27 protein-coding genes, 1 other RNA gene and 1 other annotated feature are annotated in these 21,321 nt (G+C 34.7%); of the genes, 27 read left to right on the forward strand and 1 reads right to left on the reverse strand.

Features of this window, described 5'->3' with window-relative positions; genetic code table 11:
* The first annotated feature begins 103 nt into the window (after positions 1–103).
* The 20 genes from JNUCC80_RS01485 (at position 104) to JNUCC80_RS01580 (ending at position 13,107) form a co-directional block, all read left to right on the forward strand.
* Positions 104–1,501, forward strand: a complete 1,398-nt coding sequence (locus tag JNUCC80_RS01485) for an amino acid permease (RefSeq protein WP_454143264.1) — start codon at positions 104–106, stop codon at positions 1,499–1,501.
* Positions 1,502–1,598: 97 nt separating this feature from the next.
* Positions 1,599–1,748 (forward strand): 50S ribosomal protein L33, encoded by a 150-nt coding sequence (gene rpmG, locus JNUCC80_RS01490; RefSeq protein ID WP_339969026.1) that lies wholly within the window; start codon positions 1,599–1,601, stop codon positions 1,746–1,748.
* A 5-nt stretch (positions 1,749–1,753) separates the two neighbouring features.
* On the forward strand, positions 1,754–1,924 hold the full coding sequence (secE, locus tag JNUCC80_RS01495; protein WP_339970244.1) for a preprotein translocase subunit SecE: 171 nt from the start codon (positions 1,754–1,756) through the stop codon (positions 1,922–1,924).
* A 104-nt stretch (positions 1,925–2,028) separates the two neighbouring features.
* Complete coding sequence (nusG, locus tag JNUCC80_RS01500; protein WP_454143261.1) at positions 2,029–2,568, forward strand: transcription termination/antitermination protein NusG; 540 nt, start codon at positions 2,029–2,031, stop codon at positions 2,566–2,568.
* A 126-nt stretch (positions 2,569–2,694) separates the two neighbouring features.
* Positions 2,695–3,120, forward strand: coding sequence for a 50S ribosomal protein L11 (gene rplK / locus JNUCC80_RS01505; protein WP_056974494.1), 426 nt, complete (start codon positions 2,695–2,697; stop codon positions 3,118–3,120).
* 91 nt (positions 3,121–3,211) lie between these two features.
* Positions 3,212–3,898, forward strand: coding sequence for a 50S ribosomal protein L1 (gene rplA / locus JNUCC80_RS01510; RefSeq protein ID WP_454143259.1), 687 nt, complete (start codon positions 3,212–3,214; stop codon positions 3,896–3,898).
* A 36-nt stretch (positions 3,899–3,934) separates the two neighbouring features.
* Positions 3,935–4,061 (forward strand) — a sequence feature (ribosomal protein L10 leader region).
* 44 nt (positions 4,062–4,105) lie between these two features.
* The gene (gene rplJ, locus JNUCC80_RS01515; protein ID WP_454143257.1) at positions 4,106–4,615 is read left to right on the forward strand and encodes a 50S ribosomal protein L10; all 510 of its coding nucleotides are present in this window, start codon (positions 4,106–4,108) and stop codon (positions 4,613–4,615) included.
* Positions 4,616–4,663: 48 nt separating this feature from the next.
* Positions 4,664–5,032, forward strand: coding sequence for a 50S ribosomal protein L7/L12 (gene rplL / locus JNUCC80_RS01520; RefSeq protein WP_454153091.1), 369 nt, complete (start codon positions 4,664–4,666; stop codon positions 5,030–5,032).
* A 92-nt stretch (positions 5,033–5,124) separates the two neighbouring features.
* Positions 5,125–5,733: a class I SAM-dependent methyltransferase gene (locus tag JNUCC80_RS01525; protein ID WP_454153092.1), complete on the forward strand. Its 609-nt coding sequence runs from the start codon at positions 5,125–5,127 to the stop codon at positions 5,731–5,733.
* The gene (locus tag JNUCC80_RS01530; protein ID WP_454153093.1) at positions 5,734–6,243 is read left to right on the forward strand and encodes a nucleoside deaminase; all 510 of its coding nucleotides are present in this window, start codon (positions 5,734–5,736) and stop codon (positions 6,241–6,243) included.
* A gap of 16 nt (positions 6,244–6,259) precedes the next feature.
* Positions 6,260–6,343, forward strand: an RNA gene (gene ffs, locus JNUCC80_RS01535) — signal recognition particle sRNA small type.
* A gap of 60 nt (positions 6,344–6,403) precedes the next feature.
* Positions 6,404–8,092, forward strand: coding sequence for a DNA polymerase III subunit gamma/tau (gene dnaX, locus JNUCC80_RS01540; RefSeq protein ID WP_454153094.1), 1,689 nt, complete (start codon positions 6,404–6,406; stop codon positions 8,090–8,092).
* A gap of 15 nt (positions 8,093–8,107) precedes the next feature.
* Entirely contained in the window at positions 8,108–8,413 is a 306-nt protein-coding gene (locus JNUCC80_RS01545; protein ID WP_454143247.1) for a YbaB/EbfC family nucleoid-associated protein, read from the forward strand.
* 17 nt (positions 8,414–8,430) lie between these two features.
* Positions 8,431–9,027: a recombination mediator RecR gene (recR, locus tag JNUCC80_RS01550; protein WP_454153095.1), complete on the forward strand. Its 597-nt coding sequence runs from the start codon at positions 8,431–8,433 to the stop codon at positions 9,025–9,027.
* A gap of 200 nt (positions 9,028–9,227) precedes the next feature.
* Positions 9,228–9,860 (forward strand): dTMP kinase, encoded by a 633-nt coding sequence (gene tmk, locus JNUCC80_RS01555; protein ID WP_454153096.1) that lies wholly within the window; start codon positions 9,228–9,230, stop codon positions 9,858–9,860.
* Between the two features lie 24 nt (positions 9,861–9,884).
* Positions 9,885–10,214: a cyclic-di-AMP receptor gene (locus JNUCC80_RS01560; protein WP_454153097.1), complete on the forward strand. Its 330-nt coding sequence runs from the start codon at positions 9,885–9,887 to the stop codon at positions 10,212–10,214.
* 14 nt (positions 10,215–10,228) lie between these two features.
* Positions 10,229–11,155, forward strand: coding sequence for a hypothetical protein (locus JNUCC80_RS01565; protein WP_454153098.1), 927 nt, complete (start codon positions 10,229–10,231; stop codon positions 11,153–11,155).
* A gap of 2 nt (positions 11,156–11,157) precedes the next feature.
* Positions 11,158–11,499: an initiation control protein YabA gene (locus JNUCC80_RS01570; RefSeq protein ID WP_339969054.1), complete on the forward strand. Its 342-nt coding sequence runs from the start codon at positions 11,158–11,160 to the stop codon at positions 11,497–11,499.
* Between the two features lie 3 nt (positions 11,500–11,502).
* Positions 11,503–12,363, forward strand: coding sequence for a 16S rRNA (cytidine(1402)-2'-O)-methyltransferase (gene rsmI, locus JNUCC80_RS01575; RefSeq protein ID WP_454153099.1), 861 nt, complete (start codon positions 11,503–11,505; stop codon positions 12,361–12,363).
* Positions 12,364–12,378: 15 nt separating this feature from the next.
* Positions 12,379–13,107 carry an acyl-[acyl-carrier-protein] thioesterase gene (locus JNUCC80_RS01580; protein ID WP_454153100.1) on the forward strand — a complete coding sequence of 243 codons (729 nt, stop codon included), beginning with the start codon at positions 12,379–12,381 and terminating at the stop codon, positions 13,105–13,107.
* 36 nt (positions 13,108–13,143) lie between these two features.
* Here JNUCC80_RS01580 and JNUCC80_RS01585 read toward each other — a convergent pair whose 3' ends face one another.
* On the reverse strand, positions 13,144–14,121 hold the full coding sequence (locus JNUCC80_RS01585; protein ID WP_454153101.1) for an asparaginase: 978 nt from the start codon (positions 14,119–14,121) through the stop codon (positions 13,144–13,146).
* A 137-nt stretch (positions 14,122–14,258) separates the two neighbouring features.
* Here JNUCC80_RS01585 and JNUCC80_RS01590 point away from each other — a divergent pair, with 137 nt between their 5' ends.
* From JNUCC80_RS01590 to JNUCC80_RS01620, 7 genes are all read left to right on the forward strand, one after another.
* Positions 14,259–14,807: a folate family ECF transporter S component gene (locus JNUCC80_RS01590; RefSeq protein WP_454143231.1), complete on the forward strand. Its 549-nt coding sequence runs from the start codon at positions 14,259–14,261 to the stop codon at positions 14,805–14,807.
* A 34-nt stretch (positions 14,808–14,841) separates the two neighbouring features.
* Positions 14,842–15,567, forward strand: a complete 726-nt coding sequence (tsaB, locus tag JNUCC80_RS01595; protein WP_454153102.1) for a tRNA (adenosine(37)-N6)-threonylcarbamoyltransferase complex dimerization subunit type 1 TsaB — start codon at positions 14,842–14,844, stop codon at positions 15,565–15,567.
* Positions 15,551–16,096, forward strand: a complete 546-nt coding sequence (gene rimI, locus JNUCC80_RS01600; RefSeq protein ID WP_454153103.1) for a ribosomal protein S18-alanine N-acetyltransferase — start codon at positions 15,551–15,553, stop codon at positions 16,094–16,096. Before tsaB ends, rimI begins: the two co-directional genes overlap by 17 nt.
* A gap of 18 nt (positions 16,097–16,114) precedes the next feature.
* Positions 16,115–17,149, forward strand: a complete 1,035-nt coding sequence (tsaD, locus tag JNUCC80_RS01605) for a tRNA (adenosine(37)-N6)-threonylcarbamoyltransferase complex transferase subunit TsaD (protein WP_454153104.1) — start codon at positions 16,115–16,117, stop codon at positions 17,147–17,149.
* 193 nt (positions 17,150–17,342) lie between these two features.
* Positions 17,343–19,370: a DUF1430 domain-containing protein gene (locus JNUCC80_RS01610; RefSeq protein WP_454153105.1), complete on the forward strand. Its 2,028-nt coding sequence runs from the start codon at positions 17,343–17,345 to the stop codon at positions 19,368–19,370.
* Positions 19,371–19,372: 2 nt separating this feature from the next.
* Positions 19,373–20,281, forward strand: a complete 909-nt coding sequence (locus JNUCC80_RS01615; RefSeq protein ID WP_454153106.1) for a hypothetical protein — start codon at positions 19,373–19,375, stop codon at positions 20,279–20,281.
* The gene (locus JNUCC80_RS01620; RefSeq protein WP_454153107.1) at positions 20,262–21,320 is read left to right on the forward strand and encodes a DUF1430 domain-containing protein; all 1,059 of its coding nucleotides are present in this window, start codon (positions 20,262–20,264) and stop codon (positions 21,318–21,320) included. The genes JNUCC80_RS01615 and JNUCC80_RS01620 overlap by 20 nt, the downstream gene beginning before the upstream one ends.
* The last annotated feature ends 1 nt before the right edge of the window (position 21,321 follow it).

Genomic DNA, 21,321 nt, shown 5'->3' on the forward strand with positions numbered 1-21,321 from the left:
ACTAGCGGTTCTTTTTTGTGTCAGGTTTTTCTTGTCAGGTTGTTAAAAATAAGATAAAATTTAATCTATATCTAATTTTCGACAAAAGAAAGACGGTGAGTACATGAGTAATTTTGTTCAGGGACTGTTCAAGAAGCGAACAGTTGATTTGAATCAAGTTAAACATAGTAAATTAGAAAAGACATTAGGCGCTCTAGGATTAACATCCATGGGGGTAGGAGCCGTTGTTGGTGCTGGTATTTTTATTACACCTGGTATTATTGCAGCGCTTCATGCAGGACCAAGTGCTTATTTATCTTTTATTATTGCCGCCGTGGTTTGTGCTTTAGCAGCTTTATGTTATTCAGAGTTTGCTTCAACTATTCCGCTTGCAGGTAGTGCTTATACTTATGTTTATGTTGTTTTTGGTGAAATTGTAGCTTGGATTATCGGATGGTCCTTAATATCTGAATATTTATTCGCAGTTTCGTCGGTGGCGGTTAGTTGGTCATCGTATTTCCAAAATTTATTGAGTGGTTTTTCAATTCACTTGCCAGGCTTTTTGACACAAGCTTATGAAAATGGCCATGGTGGTGGAAACCTAGTTGCGGGTCTTGTTATTTTAGTTATTGGATTTTTACTTAGCTTAGGTTTGAGAGAATCAACTAAAATTAACGAAATTATGGTGTTCATTAAAATTGCAGTTATTGTACTGTTTGTAGCAGTTGCTGTATTTTATGTAAAACCAGAAAACTACTCTCCAGCAATGCCATTTGGTTTTTCAGGTGTGCTATCTGGAGCAGCGATTGCATTTTATGCTTATATCGGTTTTGACGCGGTTTCAACAGCTGCTGAAGAAGTTAAAAACCCAAAAAGAGATATGCCGATTGGGATTATTTCAAGTTTAGTTGTAGCTTCAGCATTGTATGCAGCAGTTGCAATCGTTTTAGTTGGTGTGGTTCACTACACACAACTAAACGTTGGGGATCCTGTTGCGTTTGCACTACAATTGATTAACCAAAACTGGGTATCAGGAATTGTTTCCCTAGGTGCGGTTGCAGGGATGACAACTGTTTTGCTTGTAATGGCATATGGTGGAACTCGTTTGATTTTTGCAATTAGTCGTGATGGCTTACTACCAAAATCATTATCAAAGGTTAATCCTAAAACACACGTACCAGTAATTAATACAGTTATCTTTACAGTTGTTGCAGCTATTTTTGCAACATTTATTCCACTAGACAAAATTACTGAGTTAGTAAACATTGGAACTTTATTTGCTTTTGCGACAGTTTCAATTGGAATTATTTTCTTACGTAACTCAAAACAATATGACCAATTAGACCACCCATTTAAAGCACCATTTTATCCAGTGCTACCAGTTGTTTCATTTTTAGCATGTCTATTCTTGATGTCACAACTTAAAGCCTTAACATGGCAAGTGTTTGGTATTTGGTTCGTCTTGGGACTAATTATTTACTTCACATATGGTCGTCATAATAGTAAAGTTCAAAAAGACTAAACGATTTCGTTTAGTTTTTTTGTTTGGTAATATGACTTTGTTTTGACTTTAAAAAAAGTTTTTGCTATTGTTATATTGACTTATTAAGGAGAGAACTATGCCATTAAGAAAAGTAGCTTTGGCCTGTGTTAACTGCGGATCACGTAATTATACAGTGTCTGAAAATAAAAACCGTACAGAACGTTTAGAAGTTAAAAAGTTTTGTAAACATTGTGGAAAACATACTTTACACAAAGAAACGAGATAGGAGTTATTATGAAATTTTTAAAAAGTGTTTTTGCTGAAATGAAACTAGTCTCATGGCCTACACTTAAAGAAAACCGCCATGATACATGGGTTGTTATCTCAACAACAATTATGTTTGCTGTTTATTTAGGATTGTTAGACTGGGCATTCAGCTCACTAATGACTTCAATCTTTTAATTGATTGTCAAAATCTTAAATATTTGATATACTCAAGTCGCCGATAAATCTCCATGCTGTATGGGGATTTTTTATTTTGCAAAAAATTAAGGAGTAAAGTCACTATGGAATCACATGAGAAAAAGTGGTATGTCTTGCATACTTATTCAGGATATGAAAACAAAGTCAAAACAAACTTAGAATCTCGTGCTCAAACTATGGGTATGGAAAATCATATTTTCAGAGTCGCAGTACCTGAAGAAAAAAGTTACGATAAAGAAGACAGTGGAAAAGTTGAAATGGAAAAAACTTTCCCTGGATATGTCTTAGTTGAAATGGTCATGACAGATCAATCATGGTTTGTTGTTCGAAATACTCCTGGTGTTACAGGATTTGTTGGTAGTCATGGTGCCGGAAGTAAACCCGCTCCGTTACTAGACGAAGAAATTGATCATATCCTACAGCATATGGGTGCAACAACTCGCTATAGTGAAGAAGATTTTGAAGTTGGCGAAACGGTTTCTATCAAAGAAGGTGCTTTTGAAGGCATGGCTGGTAAAATTGTTGAAGTTGACCGCGAAAAATTCAAATTGCATGTTGAAGTAGAAATGTTTGGTAGAGAAACAGATACTGAACTTGACTTTAATCAAGTAGAAAAATTCTAATAAAATAAAAATAGACTTGCAAAACTCACTTTTTAGTGTTATGTTAGTCAAGTATGTTTAGTATATGTGGGAGGGGAAATATACATCCCCACTATAACCACACACGGACTTGAGGAGGTATGTCACGTGGCAAAAAAAGTCGCAAACATTGTTAAATTACAAATTCCTGCAGGACAAGCAACTCCTGCTCCCCCAGTTGGACCTGCTCTAGGACAAGCTGGGATCAACATTGTTGGTTTCACAAAAGATTTCAACGCAAGAACTGCTGACCAACAAGGAATGATTATTCCTGTTGTTATTACAGTTTATGAAGATCGTTCATTCGATTTTGTTACAAAAACTCCTCCAGCAGCTGTTTTATTAACTAAAGCAGCCGGAGTAGCTAAAGGTTCAGGCGAGCCAAACAAAAACAAAGTCGCTGAAGTTACAAAAGATCAAGTTAGAGAAATCGCTGAAACAAAAATGCAAGACCTAAACGCTGCTGATGTAGAAGCAGCTATGCGCATGGTTGAAGGTACTGCTAGAAGTATGGGATTTGTTGTAAAAGACTAATTTCATGACAGCGTCGGATTGTTAATGAAAGTTAACAAATCAAGTGGGAGGATTATAAATCCGATGACCACATTTGCAAGGAGGAAAACACATGCCAAAGCATGGAAAAAAATATATTGAAGCTTTGAAAAAAGTTGATTCAAGCAAACAATACTCAATCGAAGAAGCTATTTCTTTAACAAAAGAAATGGATTACGCAAAATTTGACGCAACTGTTGAAGTTGCATACAACTTAAACGTTGATCCAAGACAAGCTGATCAACAAATTCGTGGAGCACTTGTTCTTCCAAACGGAACAGGTAAAACTCAACGTGTTATTGTATTCGCTGAAGGTGAACAAGCTAAAGCCGCAGAAGCTGCAGGTGCAGACGTTGTAGGTTCTGACGACTTAGTAGAACGCATTCAAGACGGATGGTTAGATTTTGACGTTGTGGTTGCCACACCTCAAATGATGGCCAAAGTTGGACCATTAGGTCGTGTACTTGGACCTAAAGGTTTAATGCCTAACCCTAAAACTGGTACAGTTACAATGGATGTTGAAACTGCAGTTAAAAACGTTAAAGCTGGACAAGTAACATACCGTGTTGATAAAGCTGGTTTAATCCACGCACCAATCGGTAAAGTTTCATTCTCAGATGAAAAACTTGTTGAAAACTTTAACGCTCTAAATGATGTTATTTTACGTGCTCGTCCAGCATCTGCTAAAGGACAATACGTAACTAGCGTTTCTGTAACTTCAACATTTACACCAGGTGTTCACTTGAACCCAAACGCTTAATTAATTGATTGACATCAATCAATGAACTAGGCTATACTGTAGTTATGATTTCTACCTAAGACTCGGGTGATAGTTAATCTATCTTAATTTCCCGCTGAGGCCAGAAAATGATGCGAGTTTAGACTCCATACTTTTTTGGTATGGAGTCTTTATAATTTGGTAGACAAAAATCATAATATAAAATTGGAACATAGTGAGGTGAAATAAATGAGTGAAGCAGCTATTGCTAAAAAAGCGCAACTTGTAGATGAAATTGTTGAAAAATTCAACGATGCAACTTCTGTTGTTATCATCGACTACTTAGGTCTAAACGTTGACCAAGTTACAAACATGCGTCGCGAATTACGTGAAAATGGCGTAGAAATGAAAGTTGTTAAAAACACAATTTTACGTCGTGCAGCTGATAAAGCAGGTTACGAAGGTCTTGATGAAACTTTCACAGGTCCTACTGCTGTAGCATTCTCTAACGATGATGCTGTAGCACCTGCACGTATCATTGCTAAGTACGCTAAAGATATCGAACCTCTTGAAATCAAAGGTGGTATTATCGAAGGTACTGTTGCATCTCTTGAACAAATTCAAGAAATTTCACAATTACCAGGCCACGATGGTCTATTATCAATGTTGTTATCAGTGCTTCAAGCACCTGTTCGCAACTTTGCTTATGCGGTTAAAAACGTTGCAGAATCAAAAGATGATGACGGTTCAGCCGCTTAATTAAATAACAATAATTAAACTAATTATTATTCATTCGGAGGAAATAAAATGGCTTTAGATACACAAAAAATCATTGACCAAATTAAAGAAGCTAGCGTTCTTGAATTAAACGACCTAGTTAAAGCAATCGAAGAAGAATTTGGCGTTACAGCTGCTGCTCCTGTTGCTGCTGCTGGTGCTGCTGGTGGCGATGCTGCTGCAGAAAAATCAGAATTTGACGTTGAACTAACTGAAGTTGGTGGCGAAAAAGTTAAAGTTATTAAAGCAGTTCGTGAAATCACAGGTCTTGGCTTGAAAGATGCTAAAGGTCTTGTAGATGGCGCACCTTCAGTAATTAAAGAAGCTGCTGACAAAGATGCTGCTGAAGACATGAAAGCTAAACTTGAAGAAGTTGGCGCAACAATTACTCTTAAATAATTGTTCATTTCTTAAAAAAGATGCAATCATAATGATTGCATCTTTTTTTTGTTCACTATAAAATTAAGAAAAAGAGTAATTGAGGCAAATAAATGGAAGAACAATATTTTACACAAGCGCCAACATCAGATCACCATTATCAAGAAGTTTCCCTTGATATAGATAAAACACATCTTAAATTTAAAACGGATAATGGTGTGTTTTCAAAAAACAGAATTGATTATGGGTCACTCGCTTTACTTAAAGCAATTTCAAATTCAGCTGAATTTGTAGCGGGAGACTTATTAGATTTAGGAACTGGATATGGACCAATGGGTCTTTATTTAGCCAAAACTTTTCCAGATCATTTAGTTCATATGGTTGATGTTAATGAGCGTAGTTTACAACTGGCTAGTGAAAATGCTAAAACTAATCAAATTGATAATATCAAAATTTATGAATCCAGTTGCTACGATAATATTAACGGAAAATTTGCGGGAATTGCGACAAATCCACCTATTCGTGCGGGCAAAACAATTGTTTCAACGATGTTAAAAGATGCTTTTAATCATTTGGTTGAAGGTGGTCAATTATGGGCAGTTTTACAAAAGAAACAAGGCGCACCTTCTGCTAAGAAATTGATGCAAGAAACTTTTGGGAATGTGAAGGTAGTAGCTAAAGACAAAGGGTACTACATTTTACAATCGGTGAAGGAAGCTTAGATGATTTCAAAAGAAGATAAGCAACGATTCATGCAAGTCGCATTTGACGAGGCTGAAAAAGCACGTCTAAAAGATGAAGTACCTATTGGTGCTGTAGTTGTGAAAGAAGGACAAATCATAGGTCTGGGTCACAATGAGCGCGAAGAAAAGCAAGATGCCACCTTACATGCTGAAACAACAGCAATCAGAATGGCTTGTGAAAACTTGAACAGTTGGCGTTTAGAAGATTGTCAGTTGTTTGTAACGCTAGAGCCATGTCCGATGTGTGCTGGTGCAATCATCAATAGTCGAATTGATACGGTTTACTATTCAGCTTTTGATCATAAAGCAGGGGCTTGTGGATCAGTACTTGATTTGTTCGCTGTTGAAAAGCTCAATCATCATCCCAAAGCTTATGGTGGCTTGTATTTAGACCAGGGTAAACAAATTTTAAAATCCTTTTTTCAAGATATCAGAAAACGTCAAAAACTTATGAAAAAGGGTAGAAAAAATAACACAGATACGTTATGATAGATATTGGCCGTAGGGCCTTAGGCAATGTTGTCCTTATGAATCGTGTCAGGTTCGGAAGAAAGCAGCACTAAGTTTGTGATAGCATGTGCCTTTTAATGAGAATATAACGAACTCATAGTCGTATCGGCTATGAGTTTTTTACGTAAAGAGGGGAATTATGAGTTATCAAGCCTTATATCGAACATGGCGTCCACGTCAATTTAAAGATGTTATTGGACAAGAAGTCATTACCCAAACTTTAAAAAATGCGTTGATGGCTAATAAAGTGAGTCATGCTTACTTATTTTCTGGCCCACGTGGGACAGGGAAAACAAGTTGCGCTAAGATTTTAGCGAAAGCCGTCAACTGTACGAATTTAAAAGATGGGGAACCTTGTAACCAATGTGAAAACTGTATAGCTTCAGATAATGGTAGCTTAAATGATTTACTTGAGATTGACGCTGCATCAAATAATGGTGTGGATGAGATTCGAGATATTCGTGATAAAGTTAAATATGCACCCTCACAAGGTCAATATAAAGTGTATATCATTGATGAGGTTCATATGCTTTCAATGGGCGCATTTAATGCACTATTGAAAACGCTTGAAGAACCACCTGAACATGTTATTTTTATTTTGGCAACTACTGAACTTCAAAAAGTTCCAGCAACAATTATTTCAAGAACACAAAAATTTATTTTTAAAAATTTACAAGTTAAAACGATTGCTAATCATTTAATCGAAGTTTTAGATGATATGCAAATTGGCTATGAAGCTGAAGCAATTGAGATGATTGCTAAAGTATCCGATGGCGGTATGCGTGATGCACTTAGTATATTGGATCAAATTATTTCTTTTAATTTAGATCAGCAAGTAACAACTAAAGAAGTTGAAGAAACAACGAGTTATGCGAATACTAAAGCCATTCAAACTATTCTAACAAGCGTGTTAACTAAGGACTTGACGACAAGTTTACAACAAACCGTTGACTTGCAAGCTAAAGGTATTACAGTAAAAAATATTTTAACTGAAGCGATTGATGTCTTAACTAGCTTATTGCTTGCTCAAAAAGAGACTGAAAAAGAAACAGAACTTACAAAGTTGGCACAAGATAGTTCACAAGAACAACTGCTTGCAATGATTGAATATGCAAACGAAGGGCTCAATAATTTAAAATATAGTACACAGCAAAAAACACTATTAGATGTTTTTATTGTAAAGTCTATTAATTATTTACCTACAACTGGTGCAGTTGATAACCATGTTCAAGAGGAATTAGCAACGTTAAACCAAAAACTAAACCAAGCCCTCAAACAGATTGAAGACTTAAAGTCAAAACCTGTTCAGCAACAACCAACTGTGCAAGCAACAGTTAAAACACCAAAACCGTCTGTTGAGAAAAAACGCCGTCATAATTATCAACAACAAGTTTATGATGTATTAAGAACAGCTACTAGAGGTGATTTAAAGCAGGTAGTTGGCGTTTGGGAAGATGTATTAAAAGCACTTGCACCTTCTAAGCGTGCTATGATGGAAGTCTCAAAGCCAGTAGCAGCAAGTCCAACACAGGTTGTTATTGCATTTGAATACGATATTTGGTTTGAAAAAGTTTTAGACGATCAAGAACTGTTGGATGATTTGAATCGTTACTTAGAATTAGAGCTAAAAGAATCACGCAAAATTATCTTAGTTCCAGCAGCAGAATGGCCCGTACTAAGACAAGACTTTCTTAAAAATCATAAAGATGAAATTAAATCGTCAAATTCACAACAAGATGATAAAATACAAGAAGAGAAACCTGAAAGTGACGTTGTGTCAAAAGCAAAAGAACTTTTTGGTTCAGAATTTATATCAATAAAAGATTAAGGAGATGTATCGCTTATGATGGGTGGCAGAAATATGGCCGGCATGATGAAACAAATGCAAAAAATGCAAAAAGAGGTTAAAAAAACACAAGATGCTTTAAATGAGCAAGAATTTGTGGGTAAATCAGCAAACGATTACGTTACAGCAACTTTTAAAGGTGACAAGACAATGGTTGATTTACAAATTAACCCAGAAGTGATGGATCCAGAAGATCCAGATATGGCACAAGATTTAATTATTGATGCTGTTAACCAAGCTATTACACAAATCAATCAAGAAACAGAACAAAAATTAGGTAAATATACTAAAGGATTAATGTAAGAAAGTTAGGCGATGACATGCAATATCCTTTGCCAATCGCTAAATTAATCGAAAGTTATATGAAGCTACCGGGTATCGGTCAAAAGACAGCTACTCGGTTAGCTTTTTTTACGTTGAATATGGAAACAGAAGATATTCAAGATTTTTCGAAAAGTTTAGTTGAGGTTAAAACAGAGCTTCATTACTGTTCTATTTGTGGCAATATCACGCAAGAAGACCCTTGTGAAATTTGTCGAGATGAACGCGTGGACCGCAGTACAATTTTGGTTGTTGAACAACCAAAAGATATTTTGTCATTTGAAAATATGGGCGAGTACTTTGGGTTATATCATGTCTTAAACGGTGTACTTTCACCAATGGACGGTGTTTCCGTTGATGATTTAAATATCAAGTCTTTAATCAAACGTCTACAAGATCATTCGGTTAAAGAAGTTATTTTAGCTTTAAATTCTTCTTCTGAAGGAGAAGCAACAGCAATGTACTTGAGTAAACTGATTAAACCTTCAGGTATTAAAGTTTCGCGACTTGCTAGTGGTCTTGCTGTAGGGTCAGACATTGAATATGCAGATGATTTGACTTTAAAACGTGCCATGACAGGACGACAAGAAGTGTAAAAAAAGACTCAAAAGTTAGACTATAAATCTAAACTTTTGGTTTTTTTATGACTAATTTTAACCAATAATTAAAAATAAAAAGAGCATTTATTTTCAGATTAAAAACTGAAATTTAAAGGCTCTTTTTATTTTGGCTTCAGTTCTTAATTGATAAACCTACGAAATTCAAGTAGAATTTTGTACTAAGGGAGTGTTCATAAATGACTGGACGATTTATTACTTTAGAAGGACCAGATGGTTCTGGCAAAAGTACAGCATTAAAACAATTAATCAAACTTTTTAACCAACAAACACAAGACAATTTAGTGTTAACAAGAGAACCAGGAGGTTCTACGATAGCAGAAGCTATTCGCGAAATTATTTTAAATCCTGATTATTCAGAGATGGATGATCGCACAGAGGCCTTACTTTATGCGGCTTCAAGAAGACAACATTTAGTTGAAACTGTCTTACCTGCACTAGAAGCTGATAAAACGGTAATCAGTGACCGTTACTTAGATAGTTCTTTAGCTTATCAAGGTGGCGGACGTGGTCTGGGGATTGAAGATGTGGCTGAAATGAATCAGTTTGCTACTGAAAATGTCATGCCAGATTTAACGTTATATTTTGATGTTAACCCTCAAATTGGGTTGAGTCGTATTGACCAAAATCGAGAAAAAGATCGTCTAGAACAAGAAAAAGAATCATTTCACCAACGTGTTTATGAGACTTATCAAGAACTTTATCATCGCTATCCAAATCGAATCGTAAAAATTGACGCCAACCAACCCAAAGAATCTGTGGTTGATGATACAATTAAAGCGATGAAAGACAGATTTCCTGAACTTTTTTAAAATCTGTTCAAGGAGGATATCAAAATGAAATTAGTGACAGCAATTATACAAGATAAAGATGCACATGAGTTGGAAAACGTGTTAGCACAAAATCATGTTTCAACAACTAAGTTAGTGTCAAAAGGTGGCTTTTTGAAAGCTCAAAATATTACTTTTATGATGGCGGTTGAAGATAATCAAGTTGAATACGTACTAGGCTTAATAAAAAATGCAGCTAAACGCCGAAAACAAATGATTTCACCTTCGGTTAGCTTAGAAGTAATGGGTGAAGAGTCAATGCTACAACCTATTGAAGTTGAGGTTGGCGGAGCCACGGTAATGGTGACACCGATTGAACAGTTCCATCAATACTAATAAGGATTGAAAGTATGTCACAATTAATGTTAGATAATTATAATCATCAAATTGCCAATCAATTAGCACAGGCTGTTGATAAGCAAACACTGAGTCATGCGTATTTATTTGAGGCAATCCAGCATGATCAAGCATCAAAAACAGCGCTTTTCTTAGCTGCTTATATGTTTTGTGAAGCAACAGATAAGCCCTGTAAAAAATGCTCACAATGTCAACGTGTTTTAAATTACAATCATCCAGATGTCTTTTTGATTCAAAGTGACAAACAGACAATCGGAGTGGATGAAGTTCGTGAATTAAAATCAGAATTATCTAAAACACCTATTGAAGGAGAGCAACGATTATTCATTATAGATCGTGCTCAAAAATTAACACAACCAGCTGAAAATGCGCTACTCAATATTTTGGAAGAACCCGCTTCAGATGTTGTTATTGTTATGATTGCACCAAACCGTAAACAATTGTTACCAACAATCTTATCGCGTTTGCAAATTATCGAATTTGATCAGCAAGTAGCCCAATCTGATTGGGCTGATCGATTGTCACTTGTGCAAGCCAGTGACAAGGCGTTATTATTGGCTTTACAAAATGCGGGGATTGAATTTGAGCAATTAGCAGAATTCAATGAGCTAGAAAACTTTTTCCACGAGGTTAAGGATTTACTGGCACAGATTATAGTTAGGAATCAATCAGCTTATATCAAATTTCAAACTATCATTAAGCCAATGGTTTCAACACCATCAATGCAAGAAGTCTTCTTTAAAAGCCTGATGATTCTTGCTACAGAAAAACTAGAAAAACAACAAGAAGTCAGTGCATTATCACTGATTTCAGCTTTAATTGAGGTGTCACGACGTCGACAATTCAATGTTAATTTTGATAGTTTAGTTGATTATTTATTTATTCAGACAATTTTTGCACCATATCAGGGGAGGGCCTAAGTATGACAGAACCATATCAACAATTCGATGAACTACTTAAAAAGATGCAGTTGATGACCAGTTCAATGGAATCATTAAATGAGTCAATTTTGGATACTTTAAAGGAAAACACAGAACTAAAAGTCGAAAACCAGTTACTACGCGATAAAATCAATCAGATTGAAAATCATGAAGAGCCTGTTAAAGCCGCACCAAAGATGAATGCTTTGAAGAATCTAGAAGAAATTTATAATTCAGGTTATCACGTTTGTAACATGTACTATGGCTCTCATCGCCAAGAACAAGAAGACTGCATGTTTTGTTTAGATTTACTGTTTCATCAAAGACAACAAAAGCAAGGATAAGTTATGAATAACCAAAATAGTTTTGAAAAGTCACAAACAGGAAAATTATACTTAGTGCCAACACCTATTGGAAATTTATCTGATATTACAATCAGAGCTAAAGAAATTTTGAATCAAGTTGATTATATTGCAGCAGAAGATACACGTCATACAGGTCAACTACTTAAAAATTTAGATATTAAAAAACCAATGATTAGTTTCCATGAGCACAATACACAAGAAAAGATTCCTGATATTCTAGCACGACTGGAATCAGGACAAACGATTGCGCAAGTCAGTGATGCAGGAACACCAGCAATTAGTGATCCGGGAGAACTATTAGCTAAAGCAGCTATTGAAAAAGACTTGGCTGTTATTTCAATCCCAGGACCTGCAGCATTTTTGACAGCATTGGTGGCTTCAGGATTGGATGTTCAACCGTTTACTTATGTTGGTTTTCTACCCAGAAAGAAAACACAACAGCTTGAAAAAATCGAAGAAATCAAGGCAATAACACATACCACAATTTTTTATGAGGCGCCTCATCGTTTAAAAAAGACGCTAGCTAATCTAGCTGAAGTTTTAGGCGAGAGTCGTCGTATTGTTTTGGCCCGCGAATTAACCAAAATTCATGAGCAATATTTAAGAGGAACAATCGGTGAAATCATAGCACACTATACTGATAATGATCCTCGTGGAGAGTATGTTTTACTGATTGAAGGGATGCAAGATACCACTGAAGAAGAAGTATCTTCAGATGACCTAGTGTCTTACGTTGACCAAAAAGTAACGGCTGGTGTTTCTAAAAAAGATGCTATCAAAGAAGTTGCTAAACAATACAAAATTTCAAAGAATGAATTATATGATTTATACCACCGAAAATAAATAAAGGAGTAACTGATGCCACGTTATTACGAAAAAAAACATCAAATACAATTTTATGAAGTCGATGTTACGAGTCACTTAACGTTATCTTCATTGCTCAACTTAGTGATAGCTGCATCTGGTGAACACCTAGAAGAAATTGGGGTCTCATCACAGGAGCTAATCGATAGACACTTAGGTTGGGTTGTAACGCAATATCACATGTCAATTAATAAAATGCCTGAAACAGGTCAAACTATCTATATCAAAACAGCTGCAATGGAATATAATCGATACTTTTGCTATCGTAGTTATTGGTTGTACGATGACAATCATGAAGAGTTGCTAGAGATTAATAGTGTTTGGATTATGTTAGACTTACAAACACGCAAAATGGTTCCTTCAGATCCAGATATTATGTTAAAAACTGGTGCTGAAGAAATTCGTCGTCCACAAAAATTTCCACGTATTAAATTACCAAAAGAGCAACTAGCAGTTGATAAGTCATACTTTGCAGAGTACTTTAATATTGATGAAAATGAGCACGTTAGCAATTCGCATTACTTTGATTGGATGATTTCAAGCTTGCCTTTATCCTTTATTAAATCTCACCAAGTGAAATCTTTAGACATTAAATATGAACACGAAATTTTGTACCATGACAGCCCAAAAAGTCATGTGTATTTTGATAATGAAACCAATAAAAGTTATCACAAAATTTCAAATGGAGATTTAACTGCTGCTGAATGTATTATTCAATGGTAAAAAAATAACTTGTCGAGAATTCGACAAGTTATTTTTTTATGAAGTGGCATTATTAACAAATTCTGCTAGTTTATGGCCGTGCATTCCTGCACTTAGCCCAACTAAAAGTTTGATGCGGGCTTTTTGTCCGTTAAGACCTCGACAGAAAATAACTCCCATCTCTTTTAATTCAACACCACCACCAACGTAATGATAAACGTCTTCGGCAATACCGTTAAAACAACGTGATACTAAAACAATAGGGATTTGTTTATCAAGTAATTTTTGGATTGCGGGAAGTGTTTGAGGTGGTAAGTTTCCAGCACCTAATGCTTCAATGACCACACCTTTTGTTTTTGGATGATCTAGCAGTTCAAATTGAAGTGGACTCATACCAGCGTATGCTTTAACTAAGAACACTTCTTCTGTTAGGTCGTTAACCTCAGCTGTTGTTTGTGCGATTAATTCTTGGAAGAAGTGTACGCGATTTTTGCTAATTAAGCCAATTGGACCAAATGTCGGTGTTCTGAATGTTGCGACATTTGTTGTATGTGTCTTGGTAACGTAGCGTGCAGTATGAACTTCATCGTTCATCACGATTAAAACGCCTTTATTTTTTGCGTTATCACTAGCAGCTGTTAAAATTGCACTTTGGAAGTTGTGCAGACCATCGCTGCCGATTTCATTTGATGAACGCATTGCACCAGTTAAGACAACAGGAAGATTATTAGGCAATGTTAAGTCTAAAAAGTACGCTGTTTCTTCAAGTGTATCCGTACCATGGGTAATGACAACGCCATCAATATTTTCTTCATCAAAGCCTTTTTGAATGCGCTTTTTCAATTGCAACATGTGTTCAGGTGCAATATGTGGTGAAGGTAAATTAAAGATATCTTCAACAACCAAATCAATTTCAAAATCGAAATGATGCGTTAGTTTCAACAATGGATTTTCTTCGTTTTGAATCACTTCACCGGCTTCATTTTCAGACATTGAAATTGTACCACCAGTGTGAAGAACTAGAATTTTTTTCATTTATAAGACCCCTTTATATCCGTTCCTAATACCATGTTTCCTATATTTTATCAATAATGTAAGTCAATTGCTAATATGCTAAAATTAACTTGTTAATAAATTCTTAAACATTGGATATTTAAGGGAGAACTAGCTTAATGAAGAACAGAAGTCTGAGCAATATCAACTTTGTCGTAATTTTTGCGTTAATGGTTGCAATTAGTGTTGTGTTACAAAAAATATCTTTTGGGACACCAATCACTCAAGTTGGATTAGGATTTATTGGAACAGCTTTAATGGGCAGATTTTTTGGTCCAGTATGGGCTGGTATAGGTGCCGGATTAGCTGATATTTTGAATTCAATAATTCTAGGTGTATTAGGTGGTTTTTATCCTGGATTTACATTATCGGCTGTTGCAACAGGGGTTATCTATGGAATCTTTTTATACAGACAAACGCTTAGTGACGATTGGCGAAAAATCTGGCGAATTATTGTTAGTGTATTATTAGTAACGGTAATTGTTTATGTGATTATGAATACTTTATGGATTACGCATATGACCAATGGCAATTTTGCACACTTATTGGGTATTAGATTACCTAAGCAATTAATTTTACCTTGGATACAAATGTTGATTTTAGCATTAATAACAATTGCGTTAGACCGTGTTAAAATAGAATCAATATTAAATAGATACTCTAAGTAAAGAAAGCGAAGCGAAAATAGTGAACGTATTATCAATGAGTACAGCTACAAGCCAATTGTCTGTAGCTTTACAAACTGCAAATCAAGTAGTTGAAAAAAACAGAACAGATAGTCGCAATCATAGTATTCATTTGATGCCGACAATAGAAGCAATTCTTGAACAAGAAAATTTAAAACTAAGTGAAGTTGATGCCTTTGTAGTTGCAAAGGGTCCTGGCTCATATACCGGTGTTCGAATTGGTGTAACCGCGGCTAAAACAATGGCTAAAGTACTAAACAAAAAATTATATGGGATTTCAACATTGGCACTTTTAGCTCGCAATAGTTCAGATGAAGAAGCGCTAATTGTGCCCGTGATTGATGCTCGTAATCATAATTTTTTTGCAGCAGCTTTTTCAGTGAATGAATCAGGTTATTACCAAGAGCAGCTGAGTGAACAGCATATTGGCTTTGAAGATTTAGTCAAACAACTGACAATTAATGCTGAACAACTGGGTAAAAATCAATTGATTTTTGTAGGTGAATCACTAGAAGCACAACAAGAAGCGTTCCCTGATTTATTCAATCAAGCTGATATCAAGCTAGAAGTGGCAAAAGATAATTTAGTTCATGCGGAGTCAGCAATAACAATGATTGATCAGTTGACACCTGAAGATGTTGATCAATTTGTACCTGAATACTTAAGAAAAACACAAGCAGAAACTGATTGGGCAAAAGCTCATGGTAACCATGATGGTGATCAGTATGTTGAAGAGGTTTAAGGCAATTTTAGGTTTTAATCAACTATTTTTTAGTTTGCCTATTCATGAACAGCCTCTTTATTTAACAACTGAGGATATGACGTTTAAACTGGTGAAAGCAGATTTAATGCATTTAAGTGCATTAATGGCGGCACAGCGGAAGATTTATCAAAGTGCGCCTTGGGACAAGTTTGCATTTAGACAAGAGTTATTGAATACGCATCGCCGATTATATCTAGCACTTTTTTATCAAAAAGAGCTTATTGGTTATATTGGGATTAAGTTTACGCCGTCTTTTAGAGAAGCTCATATCACAAATGTGGGGATTATACCTGATTATCAGAATCGACATCTGGGGCAGTATTTGATTCAGTTGGTTTGCGATTATGCTAAGCAGTTAAATTTAAATAAAGTGAGTTTAGAAGTTCGAATCGACAATCACAAAGCACAATATATTTATCAAAAAATGGGATTTAAAAAAGTAAGAATTCGAAAAAATTATTACTACTTTGAAAAAATTGATGGGGTCACAATGGTGAAACCCTTATAAAGGAATTGAACAAACGTAATGAGTGAAACAAAGCAAAATTTAATTTTAGCATTTGAAACAAGTTGTGATGAAACAAGTGTTTCGGTAATTAAAAATGGACATGAAATATTATCAAATATGATTGCAACTCAAGTAAAAAGTCACCAACGTTTTGGCGGTGTTGTACCCGAAGTGGCTAGTCGTCACCACGTTGAAATTATCACTGCTTTAATCACAGAAGCACTTGAAGAGGCACATGTGACTTATGAAGATTTAGATGCTGTAGCTGTAACTAAGGGGCCAGGTCTTGTTGGTGCTTTATTAATTGGTATTTCAGCTGCTAAAGCTGTGGCAATGGCGCACAATCTTCCTTTGATTGGGACTAATCATATTGCTGGCCATATTAAAGCAGCTAATTTAGTTGATAAAGTTGAGTATCCAGCATTAGCACTTGTAGTTTCGGGTGGACATACAGAGCTAGTTTATATGAAAACACCTAGTGACTATGAAATAATCGGAGATACACGAGATGATGCGGCCGGCGAATCTTATGATAAAGTTGGTCGTGTTTTGGGAATCAATTATCCAGCCGGAAAAACGATTGATGAGATGGCACATAAAGGTGCTGAAACTTTCGATTTTCCCCGTGCGATGATGAAAGAAGATAACTACGACTTCAGCTTTAGCGGACTCAAAAGTGCTTTCATTAATACAGTTCACCATGCTGATCAAGTTGGTGAAACATTAGATAAGAACGATTTAGCTACAAGCTTTCAAAATGCTGTTGTTGAAGTTCTTGTTCATAAAACACTTAAAGCAATCGCAGAGTACCAACCTAAAACGTTTGTTTTAGCAGGTGGTGTTGCGGCTAATCAAGGACTAAGACAAGCGCTAACTGAGGCAATTAATCAAAAATTTCCAGAATTAAAAATGATTATTCCGCCGCTTCGCTTATGTGGTGACAATGCCGCAATGATTGGTGCGGCAGCTTACCAACAATTTTTAGATAAAGATTTCAGTGATATGAATTTAAATGCTGAACCAGGTCTTGAATTCCCTTATGAAGGAGAATAAAGAATAACCATCTTCTTATTTAAGAAGATGGTTATTTTTTATGGATTCAATGAACTTTTTTGAAAGAAAAAATTAAGGAGTTTTAAAGGTTTTTTTAGTTCATACATTTATTAATAAAAGTATGATAAGTTAAAAATAATGAATTAGAGAGTCGATTCAAAAACAAAAGGGTTATATTTAGGGGGATTTTTTGATGAAGCGTTTATTTGTCTTCATCTCGTTTTTGTGTTTGTCTATATTTTTAGCGTTTTCAATTAATGCTAAAAAGGAATTGCTTTATTATACGGATTATCCAAGTGTTACAGTTAAAGGACTTTCTAAGACAACAGAAGTTGCAAATCGAGAAAAATTAGTCAATCAATTGCAACAACTAGGACAAGAGACTAATAGTTTGATAGCAAGGAGAGTTGCGGCACCCAATGACCAAGGGGTGCAGCGATTTACATACGATCCTTATGGTATTGGGAGTCTACCTGTTGGACTTAATCGGGCTACTCAGGAAGAAGCAAATTCTAGTAGTTTAGTTAACAGCTATTTAATTGCTTCAGGTAGTTTAACGGCAAGACAACTTGAGAAAAAAATGAATGAATCAGGGTATGAAACAAAATCATATGAAGGGAATCGAAATCTTTTTGATAATATTTTATATGTATCAATTAACGAAACAACATTTGTTTCACTATTAATTTTTGTCCTGACTTTTATTGGCACTTCATTAGTAGTTAGAATTAAAAGATTAAGATATGCAGGAATTGAACTTGTTTCAGGGAAGTCAATTTTGAAAATTGTAATCAAGCCGGTTTATGATGATTTTCTAATGATTATGGGCAGTATAATTTTAACGACAAGTCTAGGATTTGGCTTGTTAAGTTATTTACATGTTTTTTCTTGGAAATTACTAGGATTACTAACTGTGACTTTATTAACTTATGGAACAATATTACTATTTTTATCCATTATATTAACTTTAATCGAAATTTTGAGTTTAAAGAGATCATCTTTAATGAGGGTTATAAAAGGCAGCTTACCGACTAAATCATTAATGGCAACTATGTTAGTCAGTCAATTTCTGTCTATTATGATGTTGATTTTGGTGATGATATTTGGGTTGAAATTTTATAGCGATTATCAGGATTTAGCTAAATCAGAGCAAAAGTGGGAACAATACCCAAATTATTACAATGCGACATTTGGACTAGGTGGCATTGTTGCTAAAAGTAAAGAAGATAATATTCAATATTTTACACCGTTTCAGGGATTGGCTAAAGATGCTATAACTAATCATGATGCAATATTAATTAAAAAGAATTATCAACAACCTAAGACTATGGAAGAACAAATGGCAGTTATGCAAGATAAATCAAAAGTTGAATCTTTGTATGTTAATCTTAACTATTTAAATCATGAAGATATCAAAATAAGCTCAGAATTCCAAACTAAGGTTAGTAATTTTCAAGAGGGAGAATTTGCTTTGATTTTACCTAAAAAACTAGCAAGTCAAAAGCAAGTTATCATTGAAAAATATAAAGCAGAGATTCAAAATTACGCTAGTAAAACTGACGATATTAGATCTGACAGGCTTTATTCAGTAAAAGAACCTCTTGTGGAATTTGTTGAAGATAATCAAGAACGTTTTTTGTTTAATAAATCAAATTTAGATGGTCTACAATTTGCAATTGATCCTGTAATGGTTGTAATTAATGACAAATCTATTTCAAGATCGATGCCAAGTTGCTTATTTTGGGGGATTAGTGCCATTAACGATGTTTACTATAAAAATTACGATGAAACAATTGCGTTATTAAAAAAACATCAGGTTTATCAAGAAGTATCTTACTTAGAAAATATTAAGTTTCAATATGCAAATAATACTAATGAACTTAAAATTAAATTAACTTCAATTTTGATAGGAGCAATTTTGGCAATTGTAACCAGTGTCATTTTATTTAGTGCCATGAACTTGCTTTACTTTGAACAATTTAGACGAGAAATATTTATCAAGAAGATTAGTGGTCTATCTTTCTTTGAAATTCATAAAAAGTACTTGAGCTTTGAACTAGCCATGTTAGGTTTAGGAACAGGAATCCCCGTGATTTTGGGTGCTAATAGCCTAATAGCAATTGGAGCTTTAGCAGTTATGATATTAGTACTCACTATTTTGTTGTTTATCCAAAATAGAAATGAGCAACAAACAGCAATGACAGTAATGAAGGGGAAATAAGAATGAAAAAATTATTCTTGAGTTTATCAACATTATGTGTTGCTATTTTTATCACATTATCGATTAGTAGTCGCAAACAAGATATTGATTATCGTATTTATCCATCAGTCACGGTACATGATGTTAACCGAGATGCTGACAGTGTGTATAGCCGGGACACGGTAGATAACCAGTTAACACAATTAGCCCATAAGACTAATAGTACTATTGGAAAGTTAGTAATTAAGCCGAACAAAGCCGGTGTAGTTAATTATCAATTTCAAAAGTATGGTGAAAGCAAATTACCTCAAGAACTTGAAGAAGTCTCATTGGCTGAGAAGGATAAGACAGCAGTTGTAGCAACATACATTATAACTTCGGGATCCTTATCGGTAAGTGAGCTTCAGCAATTATTTCAAAGTTCAGGCTATGTTGCTTCTGCTTTGAGTCAAACGTCATTGCCGAGATTATTCGTTCAAGTAGCAGCAACATATGTTAGTATCTTAATCTTTTTAACTTTTGTTTTAACTTTTGCAGGCATTATTATCGTGTCTAATTTAAAACAAGTTAAACAGGCAGGTATTCGATTAGTTTCTGGTCAATCATATCGAAATCTTTTCAGTCAATTATGGTTAGATGATTTTCTGCCATTAGTGATAACGACAGCAGGGAGTTATTTGCTAGGGTTAGCATTATTATCTGTTTTGGGATTATTTGCCTCAACATATGTTTTAATATTGACTTTGGGGCTAGGATTATATTTTTTAACTTTAGTTACAACAGCAACAATTTTGAATTGCATAAATTTATTAACTTTAAGGCAAGAAAAACTAATCACGTTGATTAAAGGTAAACTATCTTTGAAAAAGATTATGGCTATTGTTTCAACTAATCAATTAGTTGATGTTGTTTTTGGGGACAACTTATTATAGTAGTTACCAAGAACAAGTGAAGGCTACGGATTCATGGCAACAAAATTCGCAATTTTATCAATTTGATTATTCTGTTGCTTTTGAAACTGGTAAGTCACAAGATAAGAAAAAATTAAAAGAAACTTGGTATGACGTTGCAAATGAAGCTGTTAGTTTAGGATTAGCGATGTTAGTCGATGGAACGTATTCTTCAACTAGCCATGCACTATACGTCACACCTAATTATTTAATTAATCAAAATATTGAGTTAGATGGTGAATTAGCTAATAAACTAATGAATTTAAAATCGGGAGAATTTGGGGTATTAGTTCCAGATAACCTGAAAAATCAAGAAACTCAAATTGTGCAAAATATAACAGCGGATGTACAAGACTTATCAGATCAGGATAAAGGCCCGGGACAAGACTACTTAATGACTGTATCACCGATTGTTGCCACAATTAAAAGTGGTAGTTCCAGATTTATGATGAATACTTCAAATATAAATAGTCGGCAATTTATAAGTGACCCAGTTATCGTAGTGTTAACACCGGAGTCAACAGGAAAAACAGAATTGTCAGGATTATTTTGGGAAACTAATATGTTGTTTTACCAAAACTATGATCAAGCTTTAGCACTATTTGAACGTCATGGTGTAAGTCAATATATTTCTTATCTCGAAAAGGCACAATCCTTATATTTGAATAACGTTAATGACATGAAGACTCGCACAATTGCCTTAATGATTGGTATAGTTTTAATGATAGTAACAATCGTAATTTTATTTAGTACGATGAATTTGATTTATTTTGAACAATTTAGAAGAGCTATTTTTATTAAAAGATTATCAGGCCTTAATTTTATAGAAATACACGGCAAATATCTTTTAAGTGAGTTCTCGGTATTAATAAGTGGTGTTTTGATTTTTTGGTTATTATTAAAAGACTCGGTTATCGCAATAACAACATTAGGCTTAATGAGTTCGATATTAGGTATTATTATGTATATCCAAAACAAAAAAGAACAAAAAGCAGCCATAACAGTAATGAAGGGGAAATAAG

This window comes from Holzapfeliella sp. JNUCC 80 (genome assembly GCF_053667655.1).